Source organism: Clavibacter michiganensis (assembly GCF_002151125.1).
GTDB classification, from domain to species: domain Bacteria; phylum Actinomycetota; class Actinomycetes; order Actinomycetales; family Microbacteriaceae; genus Clavibacter; species Clavibacter michiganensis_C.
Window position 1 is genome coordinate 204,949 of the sequence record NZ_MDJZ01000015.1, and the last position, 21,798, is coordinate 226,746.

Sequence of the window (21,798 nt, forward strand, 5' to 3'; positions counted from 1 at the left end):
CGTGCGGCGTCCGGGGTCCGCCGCACTGAATAGACTCGCTCCCATGGCTGAATACATCTACTCGATGGTCCGCGCCCGGAAGTCGGTCGGCGACAAGCTGATCCTCGACGACGTCACCATGTCGTTCATCCCCGGCGCGAAGATCGGCGTCGTCGGGCCGAACGGCGCGGGCAAGTCGACGATCCTCAAGATCATGGCGGGCCTCGACACCCCCAGCAACGGCGAGGCGAAGCTCTCGCCCGGCTACTCCGTCGGCATCCTCATGCAGGAGCCCGAGCTCGACGAGTCGAAGACCGTCCTCGAGAACGTCCAGGAGGGCGTCGGCCCGCTCAAGGCGCAGGTCGACCGCTACAACGAGATCGCCGCGGCCATGGCCGAGCCCGACGCCGACTTCGACACCCTGCTCGCCGAGATGGGCACCCTGCAGGAGGCCATCGACGCCGCCGACGGCTGGGAGCTCGACTCGCAGCTCGAGCAGGCGATGGACGCGCTCCGCACCCCGCCGGGAGACGCCTCCGTCGCGAACCTCTCCGGCGGCGAGAAGCGCCGCGTCGCGCTCTGCAAGCTGCTGCTGCAGAAGCCCGACCTGCTGCTCCTCGACGAGCCCACCAACCACCTCGACGCCGAGAGCGTGCTCTGGCTCGAGCAGCACCTCTCCAAGTACCCGGGCGCCGTCCTCGCCGTGACCCACGACCGGTACTTCCTCGACCACGTGGCCGAGTGGATCGCCGAGGTCGACCGCGGTCGCCTCTACCCGTACGAGGGCAACTACTCGACCTACCTCGAGAAGAAGCAGGAGCGCCTCAGCGTCCAGGGCAAGAAGGACGCGAAGCTCTCCAAGCGCCTCGCCGAGGAGCTCGACTGGGTCCGCAGCAACGCCAAGGGCCGCCAGGCCAAGTCCAAGGCGCGCCTCGCGCGCTACGAGGAGATGGTGACCGAGGCGGAGCGCACGAGGAAGCTGGACTTCGAGGAGATCCAGATCCCCGTCGGCCCCCGGCTCGGCTCGCAGGTCATCGACGCGAAGAAGCTGCACAAGCAGTTCGGCGAGCGCGTCCTCATCGACGACCTCTCGTTCACGCTGCCGCGCAACGGCATCGTCGGCGTGATCGGCCCGAACGGCGTGGGCAAGACCACGCTGTTCAAGACCATCGTCGGCTTCGAGCCGCTCGACTCCGGCGAGCTGAAGGTCGGCGACACCGTCGACATCTCCTACGTCGACCAGAGCCGCGGCGGCATCGACCCGGAGAAGTCGCTCTTCGAGGTCGTCTCCGACGGCCAGGACTACATCCAGGTCGGCAAGCAGGAGGTCCCCGCGCGCGCCTACGTCTCCACCTTCGGGTTCAAGGGGCCGGACCAGCAGAAGAAGGCCGGCATCCTCTCCGGTGGCGAGCGCAACCGCCTGAACCTCGCGCTCACGCTCAAGCAGGGCGGCAACCTCCTGCTGCTCGACGAGCCCACCAACGACCTGGACGTCGAGACGCTCGGCAGCCTCGAGAACGCGCTCCTCGAGTTCCCCGGCTGCGCCGTGGTCATCACCCACGACCGGTGGTTCCTCGACCGGATCGCGACGCACATCCTGTCCTACGAGGGCACGGAGGAGGATCCGGCGGCCTGGTACTGGTTCGAGGGCAACTTCGAGTCCTACGAGCAGAACAAGATCGAGCGCCTGGGCCCGGACGCCGCGAAGCCGCACCGCTCCGCGTACCGCAAGCTCACGCGCGACTGATCCCATGACCCGGGTCCACGTCCCGGTCCATCTCAGGTGGGCCGACCTCGACGCCTACGACCACGTGAACAACGTGGAGGTCCTCCGTCTCCTCGAGGAGGCGCGCGTCCGCGCCTTCTGGCGGGGTGACGACGACGGCGACGGCGTGGATCCGGGGATGGCGCTCATCGACGCGACGGCCGGCGCGGCGACGATGACGATGATCGCCCGGCAGGAGATCGAGTACCTGCTGCCCATCTCCTACGGACGCCGGCCGCTCGACGTGCAGGTGTGGCTGGGGCGGCTCGGCGGGTCCAGCCTCGAGGCCTGCTACGAGGTGCGGACCCCCGTGGGCGTCGAGCCCGCCGCGCTGTACGCCCGTGCGACGACGACCATCGTGCTGGTGGACTCCGCGACCGGGAGGCCCCGTCGGATCACGGACGACGAGCGCGCCGCGTGGGCCGACTACGTCGAGGAGCCGGTCGCCTTCAGCCGACGCGGCTGAGCCGGCCGGTCAGCCGCGGTCCGCGAGCGGGACCCGGACCATCCCCTCCTGCGCCACGCTCGCGAGCAGCACGCCGTCGCGCGAGTAGATGCGACCGAGCGAGAGCCCGCGGCCGCCCTGCGCGCTCGTGGACTCCTGCACGTAGAGCATCCACTCGTCGGCGCGGCCGAAGCGATGGAACCACATGGCGTGGTCGAGGCTCGCGGCCTTGATGCCGGGCGTCGCCCAGGAGAGGCCGTGCCGGCGGTAGATGGACTCGAGGATCGAGTAGTCGCTCGCGTAGGCGAGGGACGCCAGGTGCACGGCCGGGTCGTCGGGCAGACGGCCGATGGCGCGGATCCACACGGCCTGGTGCGCGACGCGGTCCGGGGCCGCGCCGAAGTAGACGGGCTGCTCGACGTGGCGCATGTCGAAGGGGCGGTCGTTCGCCCAGTGCGCGGCGACGGGGTGGTCGATGCGGGAGAGCACGTCGCGCGCGCTCGGCAGCGACTCCGGCTCCGGGATGCCCTCGGGCATGGGCGCCTGGTGCTCGAGGCCCTCGTCCGCGTCCTGGAACGAGGCGATCATCGACAGGATCGGGCGGCCGTCCTGGTACGCCTGCGTTCGGCGGGTAGAGAACGAGCGCCCGTCGTGGATGCGGTCGACCGAGAAGGTGATGGGCTTCGTGACGTCGCCGGGCCGGAGGAAGTAGCCGTGCATGCTGTGCGGGCGGCGGTCGGCGTCCGTGGTGCGCATGGCCGCGACGAGGGACTGCGCGAGCACCTGGCCGCCAAAGACGCGGCCCATCGGCATCCACTGCGACGGCCCGGTGGAGATGTCCTCGCTCGTGCGGGCGCCCGTGTCGGTGAGGTCGAGCGCGGTGAGGAGGCCGGCGAGCGGCCCGTCGTCCGGGATGTCGGATGCGTGGTCGGTCATGGGTCCTCCGCCTGGCGGGTCCGGCTTCGGGCAGCCGGGCGCCCGGCGGATCGCACGGGCGCATCCAGTAGCTTAGACACGCCATGACGCCCTCCTTCGCCCTCCGGGACGCCCTCGCCCTCGGCGATCTGCAGACCTTCCTCGGCCGCTCCGCCCGCGTCGACGACGGGGCCGTGCGCCTCATCGGATCCGGTGGCGTGCTCGCCGTCTACACCTCGGTGCTGCAGCCCGCCGGACTCCTCGACCGATCGCCCACCGTGCTCGGCCTCCGCACCTTCGCGGCCGAGACCCAGGCGCCCGTGGACAGCGTCGTGCCGATCCGCGCGCTCCTCGACCGGCTGGCGCGCCTCGAGGGGCCGGCGACCGGATCCCCGGGCGAGTCCGTCGGCGTGCTCGTGCCGCCGGACACCGCCACGGCGCCATGGGCGGGGATCTCCCCGCCTCGCGCCGGGTGGGAGCGCGTCGCGGACGCGCCCGTGGCCGTGCTCCGCGCCGCCGCGCGGGCGGGCATCGACGAGGTGGCCGCCGCGGTGCCGTCGGGCATCGGCGAGCAGATCGTCGCGCGCGTGCGCGGCGAGGTGTGGGGCCGACCCGTGGAGGGAGCGCCCGACGTCCTCGCCGGGGGTGCCTTCGCGGCCTTCAGCCTAGGCTTCCTCGGCCCCGATCCCGCCCCCGACGCCGCGCCGGACGACGAGGAGCCGCCCGCCGCGGTCTTCCGCACGGGTCCGTGGACGCGACTCACGACGGCGCGCGGCCACGTGCTGGTCCGCCGGCTCTAGGGAGCCGCTGCCGCCGCCCTCCGCCGACCCGGGCGGGGATCCGCTCAGGTCTCGTCGAACGTGTTGACCATCGCGTGGGCGGCGCGCTCCAGGTAGTCCCAGAGCTGCGCCTCGTGCATCGGCGACAGGTCGAGCGAGTCGACGGCCACGCGCATGTGCGCGAGCCAGCGGTCGCGCGCGTCCGGGTTGACGCGGAACGGCATGTGCCGCATCCGCAGTCGCGGGTGGCCGCGCTCGTCGCTGTAGGTCGTGGGCCCGCCCCAGTACTGCTCGAGGAACCCCGTGAGGCGCTGGATCGCGCCCTCGAGGTCCTCCTCCGGGTACATCGCGACGAGGACGGGATCCTCCGCGACGCCGCGGTAGAACTCCCGGACCAGCCTCTCGAACGTCGGCCGGCCGCCGACGTCGTCGTAGAACGAGCTCGCGAGCAGGTCGGCCATCAGGACTCCTCGGGCGGCGTGGCGGGCTTGCGCGGCGGGCGCGGCGCGCGCGGCGGCTTCGGGGGAGCGGCGTCGGTGGCCTGATCCGCGGGACCCGGATCCTCGGGGAGCACGGTCCAGGTGGCGGTGACCTCGTCCTCGCCATCGGGTCGGGTGTCGGGGACCGGATCCTGCTGCGGGATCACGCTCGTCGCGCGCGGGTCCTGCGGGGGCCCGGCGGCGCCGCGGACGACGGGCGACGCGGGGCCCTCCGGTGCGCTCAGCCGCGCGGCCGGCGGCCGCTGGGCGGCCTTGCGTGCGGCCCGCTTCCTCGGCGCGGGTGCCTCGGGCTGCTGCACGGGCGTCGACGCCGTGCGCGGAGGATGCGCACCGCCCACGCTCGCCGCGCTGTCGAACCCGGTGAGGACGACGGCGGTGAGGGACGGGAGGGTGACGCCCATCGCGTCGAGGCTGGCCTTCAGCCGGGCGCGGAGCTCGCGGGAGACGTCGTCGCGCGCGTTGCTGCGGGTCTTCACGACCACGCGGATCACGACAGCCGACTCTGCGACCGACTCGATGCCCCAGAGCTCGGGCTTCTCGACGATGCGCGAGCGCCACTTCGGGGTGGACGCGAGCTCCGTCGCGGTCGCGAGCATCCGCTCCTGCACGGCCTGGACGTCGGTGTCGTAGGGGACGGCGAGGTCGATGACGACGCGGGCCCAGCCCTGGGACATGTTGCCGACCCGGAGGATCTCGCCGTTGCGCACGAACCAGAGCGTGCCGTTGACGTCGCGGAGCGTCGTGATGCGGATACCGACCGTCTCGACGACGCCCGTGGCGGGGCCCACGTCCACGACGTCGCCGACGCCGAGCTGGTCCTCCACCACCATGAACAGGCCGTTGAGGATGTCCTTGACGATGTTCTGCGCGCCGAAGCCCAGGCCCGCGCCGAGGGCGGCGGTGAGGAGGGCGAGGGAGGTGAGGATCCCGGGCTGCGCCGTGTCGACGACCAGCGCCAGCACGATGATCACGATCACGACCGTGGTGATGTTGCTGAGGACGCTGCCCAGGGTGCGGGTGCGCTGGACGACGCGCACGGCGGTCAGCGGGGAGGACTGGATCGACTGCGTGTCGTCGACGTTCTGCCGCTTCTTCACCCCCGACACGATCTGGGAGACCGTGTTGCGGATGACGACCAGCAGGATCCACCGCAGCAGCAGGCCGCCGACGATGTAGGACACGATCTTGATCAGGTCGCCCCAGGTGGAGAAGAACGAGCCGTCGCCGCAGCACACCATGCTCAGGTCCATCGCGGCGCGCTTCCGACGGGGATCAGGAGAGGGGAGGTCATCCGGCCGAGTGTACCGGCGGCGTCCCCGGCCGGCCCTGGGTCCGTGCGCAGGTGCGGCCGGCGGGACGACGAGGGGGACGGCCGCGGGCGCGACCGTCCCCCTCGGGTGGAGCGGTGGCTACTCGGCGTCCTTCGCCTGCGCCCGGAGCGCCCGCTCGACGCCCGACAGCAGCTCGCTGACGAGGCGGCGGAGGGCCGGCGGCTCGGGGTTCGCGTCCAGCCACGCGACGGTCGCGTCGCGCAGCTCCTCGTCGGCGAGCGGCGACGGGTAGAACCCGCCGATGAGCGCCGCCGCGATGGCGTAGCTCCGCGACTCCCAGACGCCCTGCAGAGCGTCGAAGTACGCGCCGACGTACGGGCGCAGCAGCTCGACGTCCGCCGCGCGGCGGAAGCCCAGGCCGGTCGTGCGGACGATCGTGTTCGGCTCCGTGTCGGCCTCCCACACGGACGCCCACGCGGCCTGCTTGCCCTCGGCGGTGGGGAGCGCCGCGCGGGCCTGCGCCGCGGACTGCGCGCCGGTCGCCGTGCGGTCGGCGGCGAGGGCCCGGTCGATCTCGGCGGTGCCCGCGCGACCGCCCGCGACGAGCGCGGTCAGCAGCTCCCAGCGGAGATCCGCGTCGACCTCGACGCCCTCCAGCGTCTCGGTGCCGTCGAGGAGCGCCTGCACGTGATCCAGCTGCGCCGGCTCCTGGGCGACCTGCGCGAAGGTGCGCAGGAACTGGAACTGGTTGTCGGATCCGGGGGCCGCCTGCGCGGTGAGCGCCCACAGCTCGGACGCGACCGTCGCGAGCAGCTCGGCGCGGTGGTCGGGCGCCGAGTAGGTGGTCGCCGCGACGGTCAGCTGCGCCAGCGCGTAGCGGAGGGCCGTGGACTCGTCCTCGGTCGCGATGTTGTCGAGCACCAGGCGCGCGTAGTCGCGGGCGCGGATCTCGCCGTCGCGCGTCGCGTCCCACACCGAGGCGAAGACGAGCGAGCGGGCGAGCGAGTCGTCGAACGCCGCCAGGTGGCGCATCGCGACCTCGAGCGACGCGGGATCCAGCCGGACCTTCGCGTAGGTCAGGTCGTCGTCGTTGAGCAGCACGAGCGCCGGGCGCTGGCGGCCGACGAGCTCGGCGACGTCGGTTCGGTCGCCGTCGACGTCGAGCTCGAACCGATCCGTGCGGACGAGCTTCGCGTCGCGCAGTTCGTAGAAGCCGATGGCCAGGCGGTGCGGCCGGAGGGTCGGGTAGTCGGCGGCCGCCTCCTGCAGCACCGAGAACGACGTGATCACCCCGTCCTCGTCCGTCGCGATCTCGGGGCGCAGCGTGTTCACGCCCGAGGTCTTCAGCCACAGGTCGGTCCAGCGCTCGAGGTCGCGGCCGCTCGTGCCCTCGAGCTCCGAGGTGAAGTCGCGGAGCGTCGAGTTGCCGAACGCGTGGCGCTGGAAGTACGCCGCGACGCCCGCGAGGAACTCGTCCTGGCCGACGTAGGCGACGAGCTGGCGGAGGACCGAGGCGCCCTTGGCGTACGTGATGCCGTCGAAGTTGACCTGCACGTCCTCCAGGTCGTTGATGGTCGCGTAGACCGGGTGCGTGCTCGGCAGCTGGTCCTGGTTGTACGCCCAGGACTTCTCGCCGGCGTTGAACGTGGTCCAGGCGCCCGTCCACTCGGTGCCCTCGGCGGTCGCGAGCGTGGAGATGTATGTGGCGAAGGACTCGTTGAGCCACAGGTCGTCCCACCACCTCATCGTGACGAGGTCGCCGAACCACATGTGCGCGAGCTCGTGCAGGATCGTCGTGACCCGGCGCTCCTTCACCGCGTCGGTGACCTTGGAGCGGAACACGTAGCTCTCGACGAACGTGACGGCGCCCGCGTTCTCCATCGCCCCCGCGTTGAACTCGGGGACGAAGAGCTGGTCGTACTTGGGGAACGGGTAGGGGTACGCGAAGCGCTCCTCGTAGAACGCGAAGCCCTCGCGGGTCTTCTCGAACACGTAGTCGGCGTCGAGGTGCTCCATGAGCGACTTGCGGGCGAAGACGCCGAGCGGGATCGTGCGGCCGTCGCTCGAGGTCAGCTCGCTGCGGACGACGCCGTAGGGGCCCGCGATGAGGGCCGTGATGTAGCTCGACATGCGCAGCGTCGGCTCGAACGTCCAGGTGGACGCGCCGTCGGCGGCCGCGGTCGGCTCGGGCGTGGGGGAGTTCGAGACGACCTCCCAGTGCGCGGGCGCGGTGACCGTGAAGCGGAAGACGGCCTTGAGGTCGGGCTGCTCGAACACCGCGAACATGCGGCGGGAGTCGGGGACCTCGAACTGCGAGTAGAGGTAGACCTCGTCGTCCACGGGATCCACGAAGCGGTGCAGGCCCTCGCCGGTGTTCGTGTACATGGCGTCGGCGACGACCGTCAGCTCGTTCTCCTGCGCGAGGTCGTCGAGGCGGATCCGCACGCCGTCGCTGACGTCCGCCGGGTCGAGCTCGCGGCCGTTGAGGGTCACGGCGTGCACGGTGCGGGTGATCGCGTCGATGAACGTGGACGCGCCTGCCGTGGCGGTGAAGCGCACGGTCGTGGTGGATCCGAACACCTCCGCGCCGCGCGTGAGGTCGAGCGTCACGTCGTACTCGGACACGGCCAGCAGCGCGGCGCGCTCCTCGGCCTCGGCGCGGGTGAGGTTCTCTCCTGGCATGGTGCTCCTGCTCGTCCGTGAGGTGGGTGGGCCGTGCGTGCGGACGCGCCTCGCGGGAGGGCGCACCGGGCGGTCGGGACCGCGGGTGCGCGGGCGGAGATGCGCCGCTTTCGGAGCCGATCCTATTGCGTCGGCTGACCTAGGCTTGCGGCATGTCCGACGTTCAGAGCAGCCCCCGCACCACCGCCGTCGAGTTCTGGTTCGACCCGTCCTGCCCCTGGGCGTGGATGACGTCCCGCTGGGTCGACGAGGTCGCCCGCCACCGCGACCTCGACATCACCTGGCGCGTGATGAGCCTCGCCGTCCTCAACGAGGACAAGGCCGACGACCCGCACTTCGCCGAGTTCCTCCCGCGCGCGCTCCGCTTCACGCGCCTCGTGGCCGCCGTCGAGGCCGAGCACGGCGCCGAGCACGTCAAGCCGCTGTACGACGCGCTCGGCACGCGGATCCACCTGCGCGACCAGAAGGACGCCGACGTCGTGATCCCCGAGGTCCTCGCCGAGCTCGGCCTCCCCGCCGAGCTCGCCGAGACCAGCCGCACCGACCGCTACGACGAGCCGATGCGCGCCAGCCACTTCGACGGCATCGAGCGCGTCGGCCAGGACGTCGGCACGCCCGTCATCTCCGTCGACGGCGTCGCGTTCTTCGGCCCCGTCATCTCGCCCGCGCCGAAGGGCGAGGAGGCCGTCGAGCTGTGGGACGGCGTCGTCGCCGTCGCCGCGTACCCCGGATTCTTCGAGATCAAGCGCTCGCGCACCGTGGGCCCGATCTTCGACTGACCCTTTCCCGTCGCGTGCGCGGCGGCCGGGCACCCGCGGGTGCCCGGCCGCGGTGCGCCCGGCACCGCCCGCGCCGCGGGCACGACGCCGCGACGCGCGGCAGGAGGAGTGCACGATGCGCATCCACATCGCGACCGATCACGCGGGCCTCGACTTCTCGAGGTTCCTCGCCGATCATCTGGGGGCCGCGGGCCACGAGGTCGTCGACCACGGGCCCACCTCGTACGACGCGCTCGACGACTACCCGTCGTTCTGCATCCGGGCGGCGCGGGCCGTCGTCGCCGACCAGCGCGGCGGCACCACGGCGCTCGGCGTGGTCTTCGGCGGGTCCGGCAACGGCGAGCAGATCGCCGCGAACAAGGTCGAGGGCGTCCGCGCGGCGCTCGTGTGGAACCTGTCGACCGCCGTGCTCGCGCGCCAGCACAACGACGCCAACGTGATCTCCATCGGCGCCCGCCAGCACACCGTCGAGGAGGCCACGGCCTTCATCGACGCCTTCATCGCCGAGCCGTTCTCCGCCGAGGAGCGGCACGCGCGCCGCATCGCGCAGCTCGCCGAGTACGAGACGACGGGGGCCATCGCCGGTCACCCCGTCACCGACTAGGCCGCCGTGCCCGAGGGGCATTCGATCCACCGGATCGCGAAGCAGTTCGAGGCGCACTTCGTGGGCGACGTGGTGCAGGCGTCCTCCCCGCAGGGCCGCTTCGCGGAGGGCGCGGCCGTGCTCGACGGCCGCCGGCTGATCGCGGCGAAGGCCGTCGGCAAGCAGATGTTCCTCGAGTTCGACGGCGGCGTCTGGCTCCGCGTGCACCTCGGCCTCTACGGCGCGTGGGACTTCGCGGGCGACGTCACGACGCTCAACCGGATGGGGCAGAACGGCATGCGCGGGGACGTGCCCGTGGACGACCGGGTCGACGACGCGCCCGTGGACACGGCGGCGGAGGACTCGCTCGCGAGCATCGGCGCGCCCCGCCGCGCACGGCTCCGCATGGCGGAGCAGGAGAAGGTGCACGACCCGTTCTCCGCGGGGGCCTGGCCTCCCGAGCCCGTGGGGCAGGTGCGCGTGCGGCTCCTGACCGAGCGCGCCGTCGCGGATCTCCGCGGCCCGACCGCGTGCGTCGTGGCCAGCCCCGAGGAGGTGCAGCAGGCGATCGACAAGCTGGGCCCGGATCCCCTCGTCGACGGCGGCAAGCGCTCCGAGGACCGCTTCACGGCGACCGTCCGCAGGAAGCCGACCGCCGTCGGCCTGCTGCTCATGGACCAGGCGGTGGTCAGCGGGATCGGCAACGTGTACCGGGCCGAGCTCCTGTTCCGCGCCCGCCAGAACCCGCACACGCCGGGTCGCGACGTGCCCGAGGACGTGGTCCGGGGGCTCTGGAGGGACTGGTCGAAGCTGCTGCGGAAGGGCGTCGAGGTCGGCCAGATGATGACCATGGACGGGCTGCGCGGGAAGAAGCTCGAGGCCGCGCTCCGCAACCGCGCGGACCGCCACTGGGTGTACCACCGCGAGGGGCTGCCGTGCCGGGTGTGCGGCACGAACATCGTCATGGAGGAGGCCGCCGGACGGAAGCTCTACTGGTGCCCGTACTGCCAGGCCTGACGGAGCGCTGACGCGACGGAGGGGCCCGGATCCGATCGGATCCGGGCCCCTCGACCGTCGCTACGGGTGCTGCGGCCGGCGCTACTCGCTGATGTGGGCGAAGAGGAACCAGCGGTCCTTCTCGAGCCCGCGGGCGATCTCGATGGCGACGTCCTGGCTGTTGACGTCGATCTCGCCGAGCTCCTGCACGGCGCGGTTGATGAGGTCCATCGTCGCGTCGATCTGCGCTATGACCTCGGCGATGGTCGCGCTCGACTGGCGGAAGCCCGGCGTGAGCGGCGCGGTCGTGGTGGAGGCGGCGATCGTCTCGATGCGGGCGTCGATCGGCAGGCCGAGGGCGACGACGCGCTCGGCGGCCGTGTCGGCCCAGCCCTGCGCGTGGGAGACGAGGACGTCGAGGAACTCGTGGACGCCGATGAAGTTGGCGCCGCGGACGTGCCAGTGCGCCTGCTTGCCGTTGACGGCGAGGGCCTGGAGGTTGACGACGACGGGGCTGAGGAACTGCGCCACGCCGGCGGCGACGTCGGCCGATGCGGAGCTGGTGGGGACGTGGACGGTGTCGGTCATGGGTTCTCTCCTCGAGCGTCGGGGACGGTCTGCGGGCTGCGGACGATGCCGTCAATCTCGCGCATCCTGCCGCCGCCCGCAAGCAAGCTGAGGCATGGCTTACCGGTCGCCGGCGCGGATCGGCGCGGATCGGCGGGCATCGGCGGAGCGCGGTCACCGGAGCGCCGAGACGCGCGCCGCCACCTCCTTGACGTCGCGGATCCGCCGCTCGTACCGCGCCGCCACGGCGATGAGCACGACGCCGCCGACGCCCGCCCAGGCCCACCAGGGGACGGTGGCGGAGGCCTCCCGGATCCACGGCCACAGCTGCGCGACCGCGTGCACCAGCAGGACGCCGGCGCCGATGAGGAAGGGCGCGCGGAGCCTCAGGCGGGCTCCGGCGAGCAGGGTCGCGAGCGCGAGGATCCCGAGGCCGACGATGCGCCAGGCCGGGCTGGGGCCGAGGTCGGCGACCAGCGGCGGGACGAGCAGGACGAGGAGTCCCGGGCCCAGGTGCCGCATGCTGCCGGCCGACGCGTCGCGGATCAGGCGCCGCGAGCCCACGACGAGGAGCGCCGCGGCGATCGGCACCGTGACGCTCTCGACCGGCTCCGCCGCTCCCACGGCGACGAGGGCCGCGGCGACCAGCCCGCCGACGACGAGTGCCGCGACCGCGAGGACGCGGTCCTGCAGCGGGGGAGCGGCGGCGGGCCCACCGGCGGGGCGTGCCTCCGTCGTGGAGGCCGCTGCTGCTGCTGCTGCCGGCGCCGCTGCCGACGTGTCCGCCGCGGCCGTCACGACCGACGGCGAGCAGGCGACGTGGAGCGCGGCGACCAGGGTGACCAGGAGGGCGGAGCGCGGGCCGACCCCGTCCATCCACTCGGCGTGGGCGCGGAGGATCCCGGCGGTCCCCACCGCGCCCACGCCCGCGAGCGCGACCAGCGCGATGATGCGGGGCGCGGCGTGGAGCAGGGCGTCGGCGGATCCGCGGATCCCGACCGCCGCGCTCCCCGCTGCGTCCGGGTCCCCGGCGTGACCGGTCGATGCGACCGGCGAGGCGCCCGCGTCCCCGCTGCTGCGGGTGCGGCCCGACGCACGGGCGGGCAGGAGGGCGACGGCGAGCACGAGGACGAGGGCCGCGGTGAGCGTCCAGAGGTCCGTGCGGGCGAACGTGGCTGGTTCGTGCGCGTCGAGCTGAGCGACGGCGCGCCCGAAGCCGACGACCGGGACGGCGAGACCGGCAGCCGCTCCCGTCGCGAGGAGGAGCGACCGCGTCGGGGATGCGGCGTCCGAGCGACGCAGAGCGGCGGCGGCGAGCAGCAGGACGGCGCCGGCGGCGCCGCCGAGCACGAGGGCGCGGACGGGCGTCCCGGTCCACGACGCGACGGCCGTGGGCAGGGCCGCGAGGAGCAGGGCGCCGAGGAGGACGGGCGCCGCGCCGGATGCCCGGGGCCCGTCAGGACGCCGTCGAGCGGGCAGCCCGCGATGGAGGAGCGCGGCCACCATGAGCAGCACCCCCGCTGGCGGGAGGACGTACGGCTCGACCGCGTCGACGCGGCCTCGGCCGAGCGCCACCCACAGGGCGGCGGAGCCGAGAGCGAGCGCGACCCAACCGACGTGGCGCCGCATGCGCGACCCCGGGCCCGAGGACACGAGGAGCGCGGTCACGCCCGAGAGGAGGAGGGCGACGGGGAGCCCGGCCGCGTCGGAGGCCGCGCCGACGAGGACGGTGCCGACCACGAGCACGCCCGCCGCGGCATCGGCGGCGTGCCGCAGGATGCGGTCGGCCGGACTCGACGCGGATGCCGGGACGTGGTCGGGAGCCGGGTTCCGGAGGCGGTCTGCGGCACCGACCGCAGCGGCGAGCACGGCGACGATCGCCGGCACGGCGAGCGCGGCGGGCTCCAGGGGCGTGTAGCCGCCGCGCCAGGCGAGCAGCGCCACCACCACGGCGCCGAGCAACGCGACCGCTGCGGAGGCCGCGAGCACCCGTCGGTGCACGGACCGCAGCACGAGGAGCACCCCGGCTCCCGCGACGAGCACCACGCTCCCGACGAGAGGCCGGATGACGCCGTCGCCGATGCCCACCGACGCGAGCATGACGACGCTCACGAGCGCGGTCGTCGCCGTCCAGGCGGATGCGGCGACGCGGGCGTCCTCCGGGCCGCGGGAGCCGCGGAGGACGAGGGCCCCGATCCCGATGAGGAGCACCGCCGTGATCGTCAGCTGGAGGTCGACGGCCGGCGTCCGGTCGACGTGGCCGCCGGCGAGGCGGAGCGCTCGGATGCCGCCCACGGCCAGGATCCCGCTGCCGCCGCCGATCACGACCGCGCGCACCAGCGGGCGCACGGGGGACGGCGCGCGACGGAGGGCGGCGGCGGCGGTGAGCGCGAGGGCCGCGCAGATGCCGATGAGGAGGGACGGCCGGAGCACGTCGTCGGGGCGACCGACGGCGGCGAGCGGCAGCACTGCCGTCAGGATCCCAGCGAGGGTGAGCGCCGTGACACCACGACGGACGCGCGGCCCGGCCGGTGGCGTCGTCCCTCCGTCGTCGACGCGGACCGCCGCGCGGTGCATGAGCGCCGCCACCAGGAGCAGGGCGCCCGCGACGGGCAGCCAGTAGGCCTCGGACGTGGTCGCGCCGACCGCGAGCAGCCGTGACCACAGCGCCGCGATCCCCGTACTGAGCGCCGTCCACCCCCATGCGCGGCGGACGCTGCGGGACACGAGCAGCCCGTCGTGGGCGTACGAGAGGACGAGGGCCGTGGCCGCCAGGACGAGCAGCGGGATCCACAGGAGCTCCCGTCCCGCGCGCGACGGGTCGAAGGAGACGGCCGCGAGCAGCGCTCCGCCCGCCACCACGACCGCACCGACGTCGAGGGCGACGCGCAGTGCGGGGGAGACCTGCCGGTACGCGAGCAGGGCGGCCGTGACGACGAGGAGGGCGACCCCGGCGGGGACCGCGCCGTGGGGCGTGGCGCCGCGCTCGACGAGGGCGCCGGCGGTGAGCACCGCGAGCAGCAGCGCCGGAGCGACGAGGCCCGCGGTCGTGAGCCGCCATCGGCGGAGCGCCGTGGTCCCGGCGGGTCGGGGGACGGCGGGCTGCGCCTCCGGACCGGGCGCACGCGCGGGAAGGGCGACGCGCCGGAGGCCGCCGACGGTCCACGCGACGAGGCCGACGACGAGGACGACCTGGGCCGCGATGGACCAGACGGGCGATCCGGTCAGCACGCCGCCCACGCGATCCGCCCCGACGACCGCGACGGTGACCGATGTGAGGCCCCCGGGGAGCAGCACGGTCGCGAGCAGCGCGCGTCGTCGCACGCCCGGTCGCCCCGGGAGGACGCCGGAGACGAGGACGACCAGCGCGGAGGCCAGCAGGAGGAGCACGACCGGATCCGCGGCCGCGTCGAGCGGGCTCGACCAGGGCGTCTCCTCGATGACGCGCGCGTCGACGAGGGACGGCGCGAGGCCGCCGGCGGCGACGAGGCCCACCAGCGCGGCCGCCGCGGCGGCGAAGCGCGCCGCGTCCTCGGTCCGCGCGGCACGGGATCCGACGACGAGCAGTAGGACGACGAGCGGGCTGACCGCCCACCAGGTTCCCGTGCTCGCCCACGACGCGGCCCACGCGAGTGCGCCCGCCGCGAGCGACAGCGTCACGAGCGGGGCCGCTGGGACCACGGGCAGACGCTCGGGCAGGCGGGCGGGGCGGGCGGCTGCCGCGGCGGCGGGGGAGCCCGACCCCGTCCCCACCGGTCCGGACGGGGCGTCGAGCGCGTGGGCCTCGATGCGCGCGTCCGCCTGCGGATCCGCGTGGATCCGCGCGAGAGTGTCGTCGACGCGTTCGTGCGCGGCGGACGCCGTGCCCCGCGGGGAGAGGCGCCAGGTGAGCGCCCCCGCGGAGAGGACGAGGTACGCACCGGCCACGACGGCGACGGGTCCGAGGGCGGGGATCGCGGCGACCAGGGCGGCGACCCCGGCCAAGGCGAGGAGCCCGCGGCGTTCCCGCAGGCGTCGGCCGGCGACGGCGGCGACGACGGCGAGGATCCACACCGCGACGAGGGCCAGCGCCGCCGCGCGGACGTCGTCGACGAGGTCGAGGACGACGCTCGTGCGCCCGAGGACGGCCACTGCGTCATCCAGCGGGCCGTGCCCCCACGGCGGGATGCCCACGACGAGCACGGCCGTGATCCCACCGGAGCCCGCGAACGCAGCGGGCAGGCCGGCGAGGACCGTCACCACGAGGGCGGAGATCGCGGCGATCCGGGCGGTGGCGGCGAGGACGGGGTCGTGAAGGCGACGCGCGGCCACGTCGAGGGCCGCGGACACGAACGCGGCGGCCACGAGCTGCGCGCAGAAGGTGAGGAGCGCGGATCCACCCGTGAGCGCCGTGACCGGGAGGGCGGCCGCCGCTCCCACGCCCGCGACCGCGGCGGCGAGCACGCGCAGCGGATCCCACGCGGACGTCGCGGCGTCGGCCGCCTCGGGTGCTGCGTCCGCGACGATCCTCCTGGCCTCGGCTAGAGGCTGAGGCGGGCCGGCGTCCACGTCGCTCCCCAGCGATGCGGCCTCGGCCACCGCCTCGTCGTGGCCGTGTTCGGCGCCGGACGCCGATCGCGCGAGCGCCCACGCGTGGGCGCCGCTGGCGACGGCCGCGACGAGGAGCGGGAGTGCGGGGACGGAGTCGGGGTCGACGGCGCTGGCGGCGCCGGCCACGAGCGCCGCCGTCGCGCCGACGACGCCGACGACCCGGAGGATCCGACGCTCGAGGGCGTCGGGCAGCGCGGCGGCACCCGAGCGCGGAGCCGCGTGCACGAGGGCCACGGCGGACGCCGCCGCCAGGGCGAGCGCGGTGCGGGTCCCGGTGTCCGCGGAGGGGACGGCGCCGACCAGGAGGCCGGCGGCGACGGTGAGGCCGGCCCATCCGGCGATGCCCGCCGCGCGGATCCGCAACAGTGGCCGGAGGGCGAGGAGCGCCGCCGAGACGATGAGCGTGCCGACGCCGAAGTGGACGAAGGGGTCGTTCGACGCGGCGCCCGCGAGGTCGTAGGACCGCACGGCCCAGACGTCGAGGTGCAGCAGCACGACGCCGACGGCGCCGACGGCCTCCGCGGTGCCGGGGAGCCGCCGCCGGGCCAGGACTCCGGCGGCCGCGAGGGCGGCGAGGGTGACGGCCGCGGTGATCGCCGCCCGCACGACGAGCCCGTAGGTGACGAAGGCGTAGACGACGTAGAACACGGCGGCGACCGAGAGCAGCACGACGCCGACGGCGAGCAGGACGGCCGGGACGCTGATGCGGTGCCGCGGTGCCGCGCGCGCGATCGGGGGACGCACGGCGGTCCGAATCCCGATGTCCTCCTGTGCGGAGTCGGAGGGATCGGAGACGGCACGGGGCCCGACCGGCTCAGGAGGAGCGGTGGACGCGGCAGGGGCGGGAGCGGGCACCGACGGCCGCTCGACGGGCCGCGGCGGAGCGGCGGCGTCCCCGACGGGCCGCAGAGCGGGAGCGGCCACGGTCTCGCGGAGAGGCGCGGCGGCTCGGCTCCAGCGCCGCATGCCGTCGACGAGCCGCTCCCGCTCCGCCACCGCGTCCACGACGCGGTGGGACGCCTCCAGCACGGCGGCTGCATCGGGGGCCCGGACGTCCAGCCCGCAGCGCCCGCATACCAGCGCGCCCAGCGGCGCGAAGCAGGCCGGGCACAGGTCCGTGCGCAGGAGGTCCTCGGCTCGCGCCGGCCAGGGGGCGCCGCCGGTCCGCTGTCCCCGTGCGTCGTCCTCGACCATGCAGCCCCCCGAACTCGCCCGTTGCGGAAGCTCTCAGGCTATCCACGGAGCAGGAAGCTACCGGCTCGACGGGCGGGGCGCATCGGGCCTCCCCGAACGGGGGAGGGGCGCGAGTCGACGGTGCTGGGGAGGAGCGGCGTGACCGCGGTGGAGGGGATGACGGGAATCGAACCCGCGTGATCAGTTTGGAAGACTGAGGCTCTACCATTGAGCTACATCCCCGCGATGCCCGGCACCACCGCCCCCGAGGGGCCGTGCGCCGGATGCGCGGGATCCAGCGTAGCGCAGCCGCCCGCCGCCGGTGACCAGCGCCCGGCACGAGTCGGATAGGCTGTGCCACGGTCGGATCGGCTTCCGCGCGCCTGCACGTCGAGGCACGCGGGGCCCGCCTCGACCGAGGGAATGCGTGGCAGCCGGGGCGTAGCGTAGTGGCTAGCGCGTCCGCTTTGGGAGCGGAAGACCGCAGGTTCGAGTCCTGTCGCCCCGACCACATCCCCGACGACGAAATGCCGTCTCAGCCGAGGCGCGTACCGCGATTACAGGAGAACTCCACACGTGAAGACCACGGTCGAAAAGCTGAGCCCCACGCGCGTCAAGCTCGCGATCTCTGCCACCCCCGAAGACCTGAAGCCGCACATCGACCACGCTTACGGCCACATCGCCGAGCAGGTCGCCATCCCCGGCTTCCGCAAGGGCAAGGTGCCGCCGCCCATCATCGACCAGCGCGTCGGCCGCGAGGCCGTGCTCGAGCACGCGGTCAACGACGGCATGGACGGCTTCTACCAGGCCGCCGTCAAGGAGACGGACATCCGCCCCCTCGGCCGCCCCGAGGCGGACGTCAAGGAGTGGCCCTCGAAGGACGGCACCGGCGACCTGCTCCTCGAGATCGAGGTCGACGTCCGTCCCGAGTTCGACCTGCCCGCCTACGAGGGCCTCGAGCTCACCGTGGACTCCGTGGAGGTCACCGACGATGAGGTCGGCACCGAGCTCGACAACCTGCGCAGCCGCTTCGGCACGCTGATCACGGTCGACCGCCCCGCGAAGACGGGCGACTTCGTCCAGATCGACCTCACCGCCACCATCGCCGGCAACGCCGTCGACACCGCGAGCGGCATCTCCTACGAGCTCGGCTCCGGCGACCTCATCGACGGCATCGACGAGGCGCTCGAGTCCCTCACCGCCGGCGAGAGCACAACCTTCGAGTCGAAGCTGCTCGGCGGCGACAACGAGGGCGAGACGGCCGAGATCGCCGTCACCGTCCAGTCCGTCAAGGAGCGCGAGCTGCCCGAGGCCGACGACGACTTCGCGCAGATCGCCAGCGAGTTCGACACCATCGACGAGCTCCGCGCGGACCTCAAGACGCAGGTCGGCAAGTCCAAGGTCTTCGGCCAGGTCACCCAGGCCCGCGACCAGATCGTCGACAAGCTCCTCGAGGGCGTCGAGATCCCCGTGCCCGAGAAGCTCGTCGAGGACGAGGTGCACCGCCACCTCGAGAACGAGAACCGCCTCGAGGACGACGTCCACCGCGCCGAGGTCAAGGAGTCCAGCGAGAAGGCCTTCCGCCAGCAGCTGCTCCTCGACGTCATCGCCGAGAAGGAGGAGCTGAAGGTCAGCCAGGACGAGCTGACCCAGTACCTCATCCAGGGCGCGCAGCAGTACAACATGGAGCCGAACGAGTTCGTCCAGGTGCTGCAGCAGAACAACCAGATCCCGGCCATGGTCGGCGAGGTCGCGCGCAACAAGGCCCTCGCGGTCGTCCTGGACAAGGCGAAGGTCGTGGACGCCGACGGCAACACGGTCGACGTGACCGAGTTCACGCAGCCCGTCGTGCGCGACGCGGATGCCGTGGACGCGGAGCCCGCCGACGCGGACGCCGAGGCCGTCGTGGCCGACGCTCCCGCGGAGGAGGCCGCGGAGGCGCCCGCCTCCGACGAGACCCCCGCGGAGAAGCCGAAGAAGAAGGCCGCCGCCAAGAAGGCGCCCGCGAAGAAGGCCGCCGAGAAGGCGACCGACTCCGAGTAGCCGCATCGGACGGCCGCGTCCGGCGGTCGACAGCACGAGGGCCCGGGGAGCACACGCTCCCCGGGCCCTCGTGCGTCCGGAGGCGGCGCCGCTCCGCCCGCGGCGGCCGTTCACTCCGCCCGCGGCGAACACGGCGATCGGCGCGGATCCGCTCCGATAGATTCGTGACTCGAAGCGACGAATGAATGGGAGCTCGAACAATGGCCGAACCGACACTGGTACCCGGTGTTTTTGACCGACTGCTGAAGGACCGCATCATCTGGCTCGGATCCGAGGTCCGCGACGACAACGCGAACGAGATCTGCGCGAAGATCCTGCTGCTGGCGGCGGAGGATTCCGAGAAGGACATCTTCCTCTACATCAACTCGCCCGGCGGTTCCATCACCGCGGGAATGGCCATCTACGACACCATGCAGTTCGTCCCCAACGACATCGTCACGGTCGGCATCGGCATGGCCGCGTCCATGGGCCAGCTGCTCCTCACGAGCGGCACCAAGGGGAAGCGCTACATCACGCCGAACGCGCGCGTCCTGCTGCACCAGCCCCACGGCGGCTTCGGCGGCACGTCGAGCGACATCCAGACGCAGGCCCAGCTCATCCTCTCGATGAAGCAGCGCCTCGCCGAGATCACCGCGGGCCAGACCGGCAAGTCGGCCGAGCAGATCAACGAGGACGGCGACCGCGACCGCTGGTTCACCGCCCAGGAGGCCCTCGAATACGGCTTCGTGGACCACATCCGCGAGTCGGCGACCGACGTCGTCGGCGGCGGCGGCACCGAGACCTCCTAGAGCCCGCGACAGAGAAGACAGGTAAGAGAAGAGAACATGGAACTCCCCACCTTCGGCGGCGCCCGCGGCGCCGGCTCCACCGCCACGAGCCCGTCGTCGCGGTACATCCTCCCCAGCTTCGAGGAGCGCACGGCCTACGGGTACAAGCGCCAGGACCCGTACGCGAAGCTCTTCGAGGACCGCATCATCTTCCTCGGCGTGCAGGTCGACGACGCGTCGGCCGACGACGTCATGGCCCAGCTGCTCGTGCTCGAGTCGATGGACCCCGACCGCGACATAGTGATGTACATCAACTCGCCCGGCGGCTCCTTCACGGCCATGACGGCGATCTACGACACGATGCAGTACGTCTCCCCGCAGATCCAGACGGTGTGCCTCGGCCAGGCGGCCTCGGCCGCGGCGGTGCTGCTCGCCGGCGGCGCCCCTGGCAAGCGCCTCGCGCTCCCCAACGCGCGGGTGCTCATCCACCAGCCCGCCACGGGCGAGTCGAGCGGCGGCCAGGCCTCCGACATCGAGATCCAGGCCGCGGAGATCATGCGCATGCGCTCCTGGCTCGAGGACACGCTCGCGTCGCACACCAACCGCGACCGTGAGCAGATCAACCGCGACATCGAGCGCGACAAGATCCTCGGCGCGAACGAGGCGCTCGAGTACGGCCTCATCGACCAGGTGCTCACCTCGCGCAAGAACCTGACGGCGGCGATCCCCGCCCGCTAGGCCCGCACGGACGAGAGGGGCGGTCGGCATCAGCCGACCGCCCCTCTTCCTCTGCCCGGACGCGTCAGGCCGCGGGCGCCGCGATCTCGCCGCGCTCGATCGCCTCGCGCTCGAGCTCCCGCACGATGGGGAGCACCTGCGTGCCGAACTGCTCGATGTCCTCGAGGTAGTGCAGGAAGCCCAGCAGCAGCAGGTCGACGCCGCGCTTCCGGTACTCGACCATGCGGCGCGCGATCTGCTCCGGCGTGCCGATGAGGCCCGTGCGGAACCCGTCGTTGTACTGCACGAGGTCGCGGAACGTGGAGTCGGACCACATGCCCTTCCCGTCGCCGGTGGAGGAGCCCGCCTGCTTCACCGCCTGGCGGAAGCCCTCGACCGCGTCGGGGTTGGCCTTCGCGATGATCTCCTCCAGCACGTCCTGCGCCTCCTGCTCCGTGTCGCGCGCGATGACGAAGCCGTTGAGGCCGAACCTGACGCGCTCGGCGCGACCGGCAGCTCGGGCCGACGCCAGCACGTCGTCGCGCTGCTCCTCGAACCCGGCGAAGTCCTTGCCGTTGGAGAAGTACCAGTCGGTGACGCGGCCGCCCATCCCGCGGGCGTCGGTGCTGTTGCCGCCCATGAAGATCTCCGGGTGCGCCCGGCCGGGCACGGCGACGGGCGGCGGCTTCAGCGTGAAGTCGTGGATCCGGTAGAAGTCGCCGAGGTGCGTGAACTCCTTCTCCGTCCAGAGCCCCCGGAGCACGCGGATGAACTCCTCGGTGCGGCGGTAGCGCTCCCCGTGCTCGAGCCACGGCTCGCCGAACCCGACGAACTCGTCCTTGAGCCAGCCCGACACCACGTTGACGGCGGCGCGGCCGTGGGACATGTGGTCGGCGGTGATGATCCACTTGGCGAGCACGCCCGGGTGCCAGAGTCCCGGGTGCACGGCGGCGATCACCTTGAGACGCTCGGTCGCGAGCAGGAGGCCGAGCGAGAACGACGTGGACTCGTGCTGCTGGTCGGCGCCGTAGGACGCGGCGTACCGCACCTGGCTGAGCGCGTAGTCGAATCCGTTCCGCTCGGCGAGCTGCGCGACGCGGACGTTGAAGTCGAAGTCGAAGTGGGTGCGCTGCTCGATGTCGCTCGTCACGAGGCCGCCCGAGACGTTCGGGACCCAGTAGGCGAAGGACAGCGCGTCGGGGGATGCGGTGGCGGTGTTCTCGGTCATGCGGACATGGTGGGGGCGA

At 73.2% G+C, this 21,798-nt stretch carries 16 protein-coding genes and 2 tRNA genes; 10 read left to right on the plus strand and 8 right to left on the minus strand.

Annotated features, from left to right (window positions below):
* Positions 1-43: 43 nt before the first annotated feature.
* Both ettA and BFL37_RS08800 read left to right on the plus strand, forming a co-directional pair.
* The gene (gene ettA / locus BFL37_RS08795) at positions 44-1,726 is read left to right on the plus strand and encodes an energy-dependent translational throttle protein EttA (protein ID WP_086514743.1); all 1,683 of its coding nucleotides are present in this window, start codon (positions 44-46) and stop codon (positions 1,724-1,726) included.
* 4 nt (positions 1,727-1,730) lie between these two features.
* Positions 1,731-2,210 (plus strand): acyl-CoA thioesterase, encoded by a 480-nt coding sequence (locus BFL37_RS08800; RefSeq protein ID WP_086514744.1) that lies wholly within the window; start codon positions 1,731-1,733, stop codon positions 2,208-2,210.
* Between the two features lie 9 nt (positions 2,211-2,219).
* Here the strand turns inward: BFL37_RS08800 and BFL37_RS08805 are convergent, their stop codons facing one another.
* Entirely contained in the window at positions 2,220-3,125 is a 906-nt protein-coding gene (locus BFL37_RS08805) for an acyl-CoA thioesterase (protein WP_086514745.1), read from the minus strand.
* A gap of 83 nt (positions 3,126-3,208) precedes the next feature.
* On the opposite strand from BFL37_RS08805, the gene BFL37_RS08810 reads away from it, so the two are divergent.
* On the plus strand, positions 3,209-3,904 hold the full coding sequence (locus BFL37_RS08810; protein WP_086514746.1) for a hypothetical protein: 696 nt from the start codon (positions 3,209-3,211) through the stop codon (positions 3,902-3,904).
* Between the two features lie 44 nt (positions 3,905-3,948).
* On the opposite strand, the gene BFL37_RS08815 is transcribed toward BFL37_RS08810, so the two are convergent.
* The 3 genes from BFL37_RS08815 to pepN all read right to left on the minus strand — a co-directional run bounded on the left by BFL37_RS08815 (position 3,949) and on the right by pepN (position 8,336).
* Positions 3,949-4,344: a globin gene (locus tag BFL37_RS08815; protein ID WP_086514747.1), complete on the minus strand. Its 396-nt coding sequence runs from the start codon at positions 4,342-4,344 to the stop codon at positions 3,949-3,951.
* On the minus strand, positions 4,344-5,633 hold the full coding sequence (locus BFL37_RS08820) for a mechanosensitive ion channel family protein (protein ID WP_086514748.1): 1,290 nt from the start codon (positions 5,631-5,633) through the stop codon (positions 4,344-4,346). Before BFL37_RS08820 ends, BFL37_RS08815 begins: the two co-directional genes overlap by 1 nt.
* A 159-nt stretch (positions 5,634-5,792) precedes the next feature.
* The gene (gene pepN, locus BFL37_RS08825; protein ID WP_086514749.1) at positions 5,793-8,336 is read right to left on the minus strand and encodes an aminopeptidase N; all 2,544 of its coding nucleotides are present in this window, start codon (positions 8,334-8,336) and stop codon (positions 5,793-5,795) included.
* A 152-nt stretch (positions 8,337-8,488) separates the two neighbouring features.
* Between pepN and BFL37_RS08830 the strand changes: the two genes are divergently transcribed.
* The 3 genes from BFL37_RS08830 to BFL37_RS08840 all read left to right on the plus strand — a co-directional run bounded on the left by BFL37_RS08830 (position 8,489) and on the right by BFL37_RS08840 (position 10,715).
* A complete protein-coding gene (locus BFL37_RS08830) occupies positions 8,489-9,115 on the plus strand; it encodes a DsbA family protein (RefSeq protein ID WP_086514750.1) in 627 nt (208 codons plus the stop codon).
* Between the two features lie 115 nt (positions 9,116-9,230).
* Positions 9,231-9,719 (plus strand): ribose-5-phosphate isomerase, encoded by a 489-nt coding sequence (locus tag BFL37_RS08835; protein WP_086514751.1) that lies wholly within the window; start codon positions 9,231-9,233, stop codon positions 9,717-9,719.
* Positions 9,720-9,725: 6 nt separating this feature from the next.
* Entirely contained in the window at positions 9,726-10,715 is a 990-nt protein-coding gene (locus tag BFL37_RS08840; RefSeq protein ID WP_086514752.1) for an Fpg/Nei family DNA glycosylase, read from the plus strand.
* Between the two features lie 81 nt (positions 10,716-10,796).
* On the opposite strand, the gene BFL37_RS08845 is transcribed toward BFL37_RS08840, so the two are convergent.
* From BFL37_RS08845 to BFL37_RS08855, 3 genes are all read right to left on the minus strand, one after another.
* The gene (locus BFL37_RS08845) at positions 10,797-11,282 is read right to left on the minus strand and encodes a Dps family protein (protein WP_086514753.1); all 486 of its coding nucleotides are present in this window, start codon (positions 11,280-11,282) and stop codon (positions 10,797-10,799) included.
* A gap of 153 nt (positions 11,283-11,435) precedes the next feature.
* The gene (locus BFL37_RS08850; RefSeq protein ID WP_241533926.1) at positions 11,436-16,595 is read right to left on the minus strand and encodes an SCO7613 C-terminal domain-containing membrane protein; all 5,160 of its coding nucleotides are present in this window, start codon (positions 16,593-16,595) and stop codon (positions 11,436-11,438) included.
* Positions 16,596-17,193: 598 nt separating this feature from the next.
* Positions 17,194-17,267: transfer RNA gene (locus BFL37_RS08855), tRNA-Gly, on the minus strand.
* 192 nt (positions 17,268-17,459) lie between these two features.
* On the opposite strand from BFL37_RS08855, the gene BFL37_RS08860 reads away from it, so the two are divergent.
* The 4 genes from BFL37_RS08860 to BFL37_RS08875 all read left to right on the plus strand — a co-directional run bounded on the left by BFL37_RS08860 (position 17,460) and on the right by BFL37_RS08875 (position 20,572).
* Positions 17,460-17,535 (plus strand) — tRNA-Pro (locus BFL37_RS08860).
* A gap of 65 nt (positions 17,536-17,600) precedes the next feature.
* The gene (tig, locus tag BFL37_RS08865) at positions 17,601-19,067 is read left to right on the plus strand and encodes a trigger factor (protein ID WP_086514755.1); all 1,467 of its coding nucleotides are present in this window, start codon (positions 17,601-17,603) and stop codon (positions 19,065-19,067) included.
* Between the two features lie 200 nt (positions 19,068-19,267).
* Positions 19,268-19,855, plus strand: coding sequence for an ATP-dependent Clp protease proteolytic subunit (locus BFL37_RS08870; protein ID WP_086514756.1), 588 nt, complete (start codon positions 19,268-19,270; stop codon positions 19,853-19,855).
* 36 nt (positions 19,856-19,891) lie between these two features.
* A complete protein-coding gene (locus BFL37_RS08875; protein WP_086514757.1) occupies positions 19,892-20,572 on the plus strand; it encodes an ATP-dependent Clp protease proteolytic subunit in 681 nt (226 codons plus the stop codon).
* 64 nt (positions 20,573-20,636) lie between these two features.
* Here BFL37_RS08875 and sfnG read toward each other — a convergent pair whose 3' ends face one another.
* Positions 20,637-21,779, minus strand: a complete 1,143-nt coding sequence (gene sfnG, locus BFL37_RS08880) for a dimethylsulfone monooxygenase SfnG (protein ID WP_086514758.1) — start codon at positions 21,777-21,779, stop codon at positions 20,637-20,639.
* Positions 21,780-21,798 lie beyond the last annotated feature (19 nt).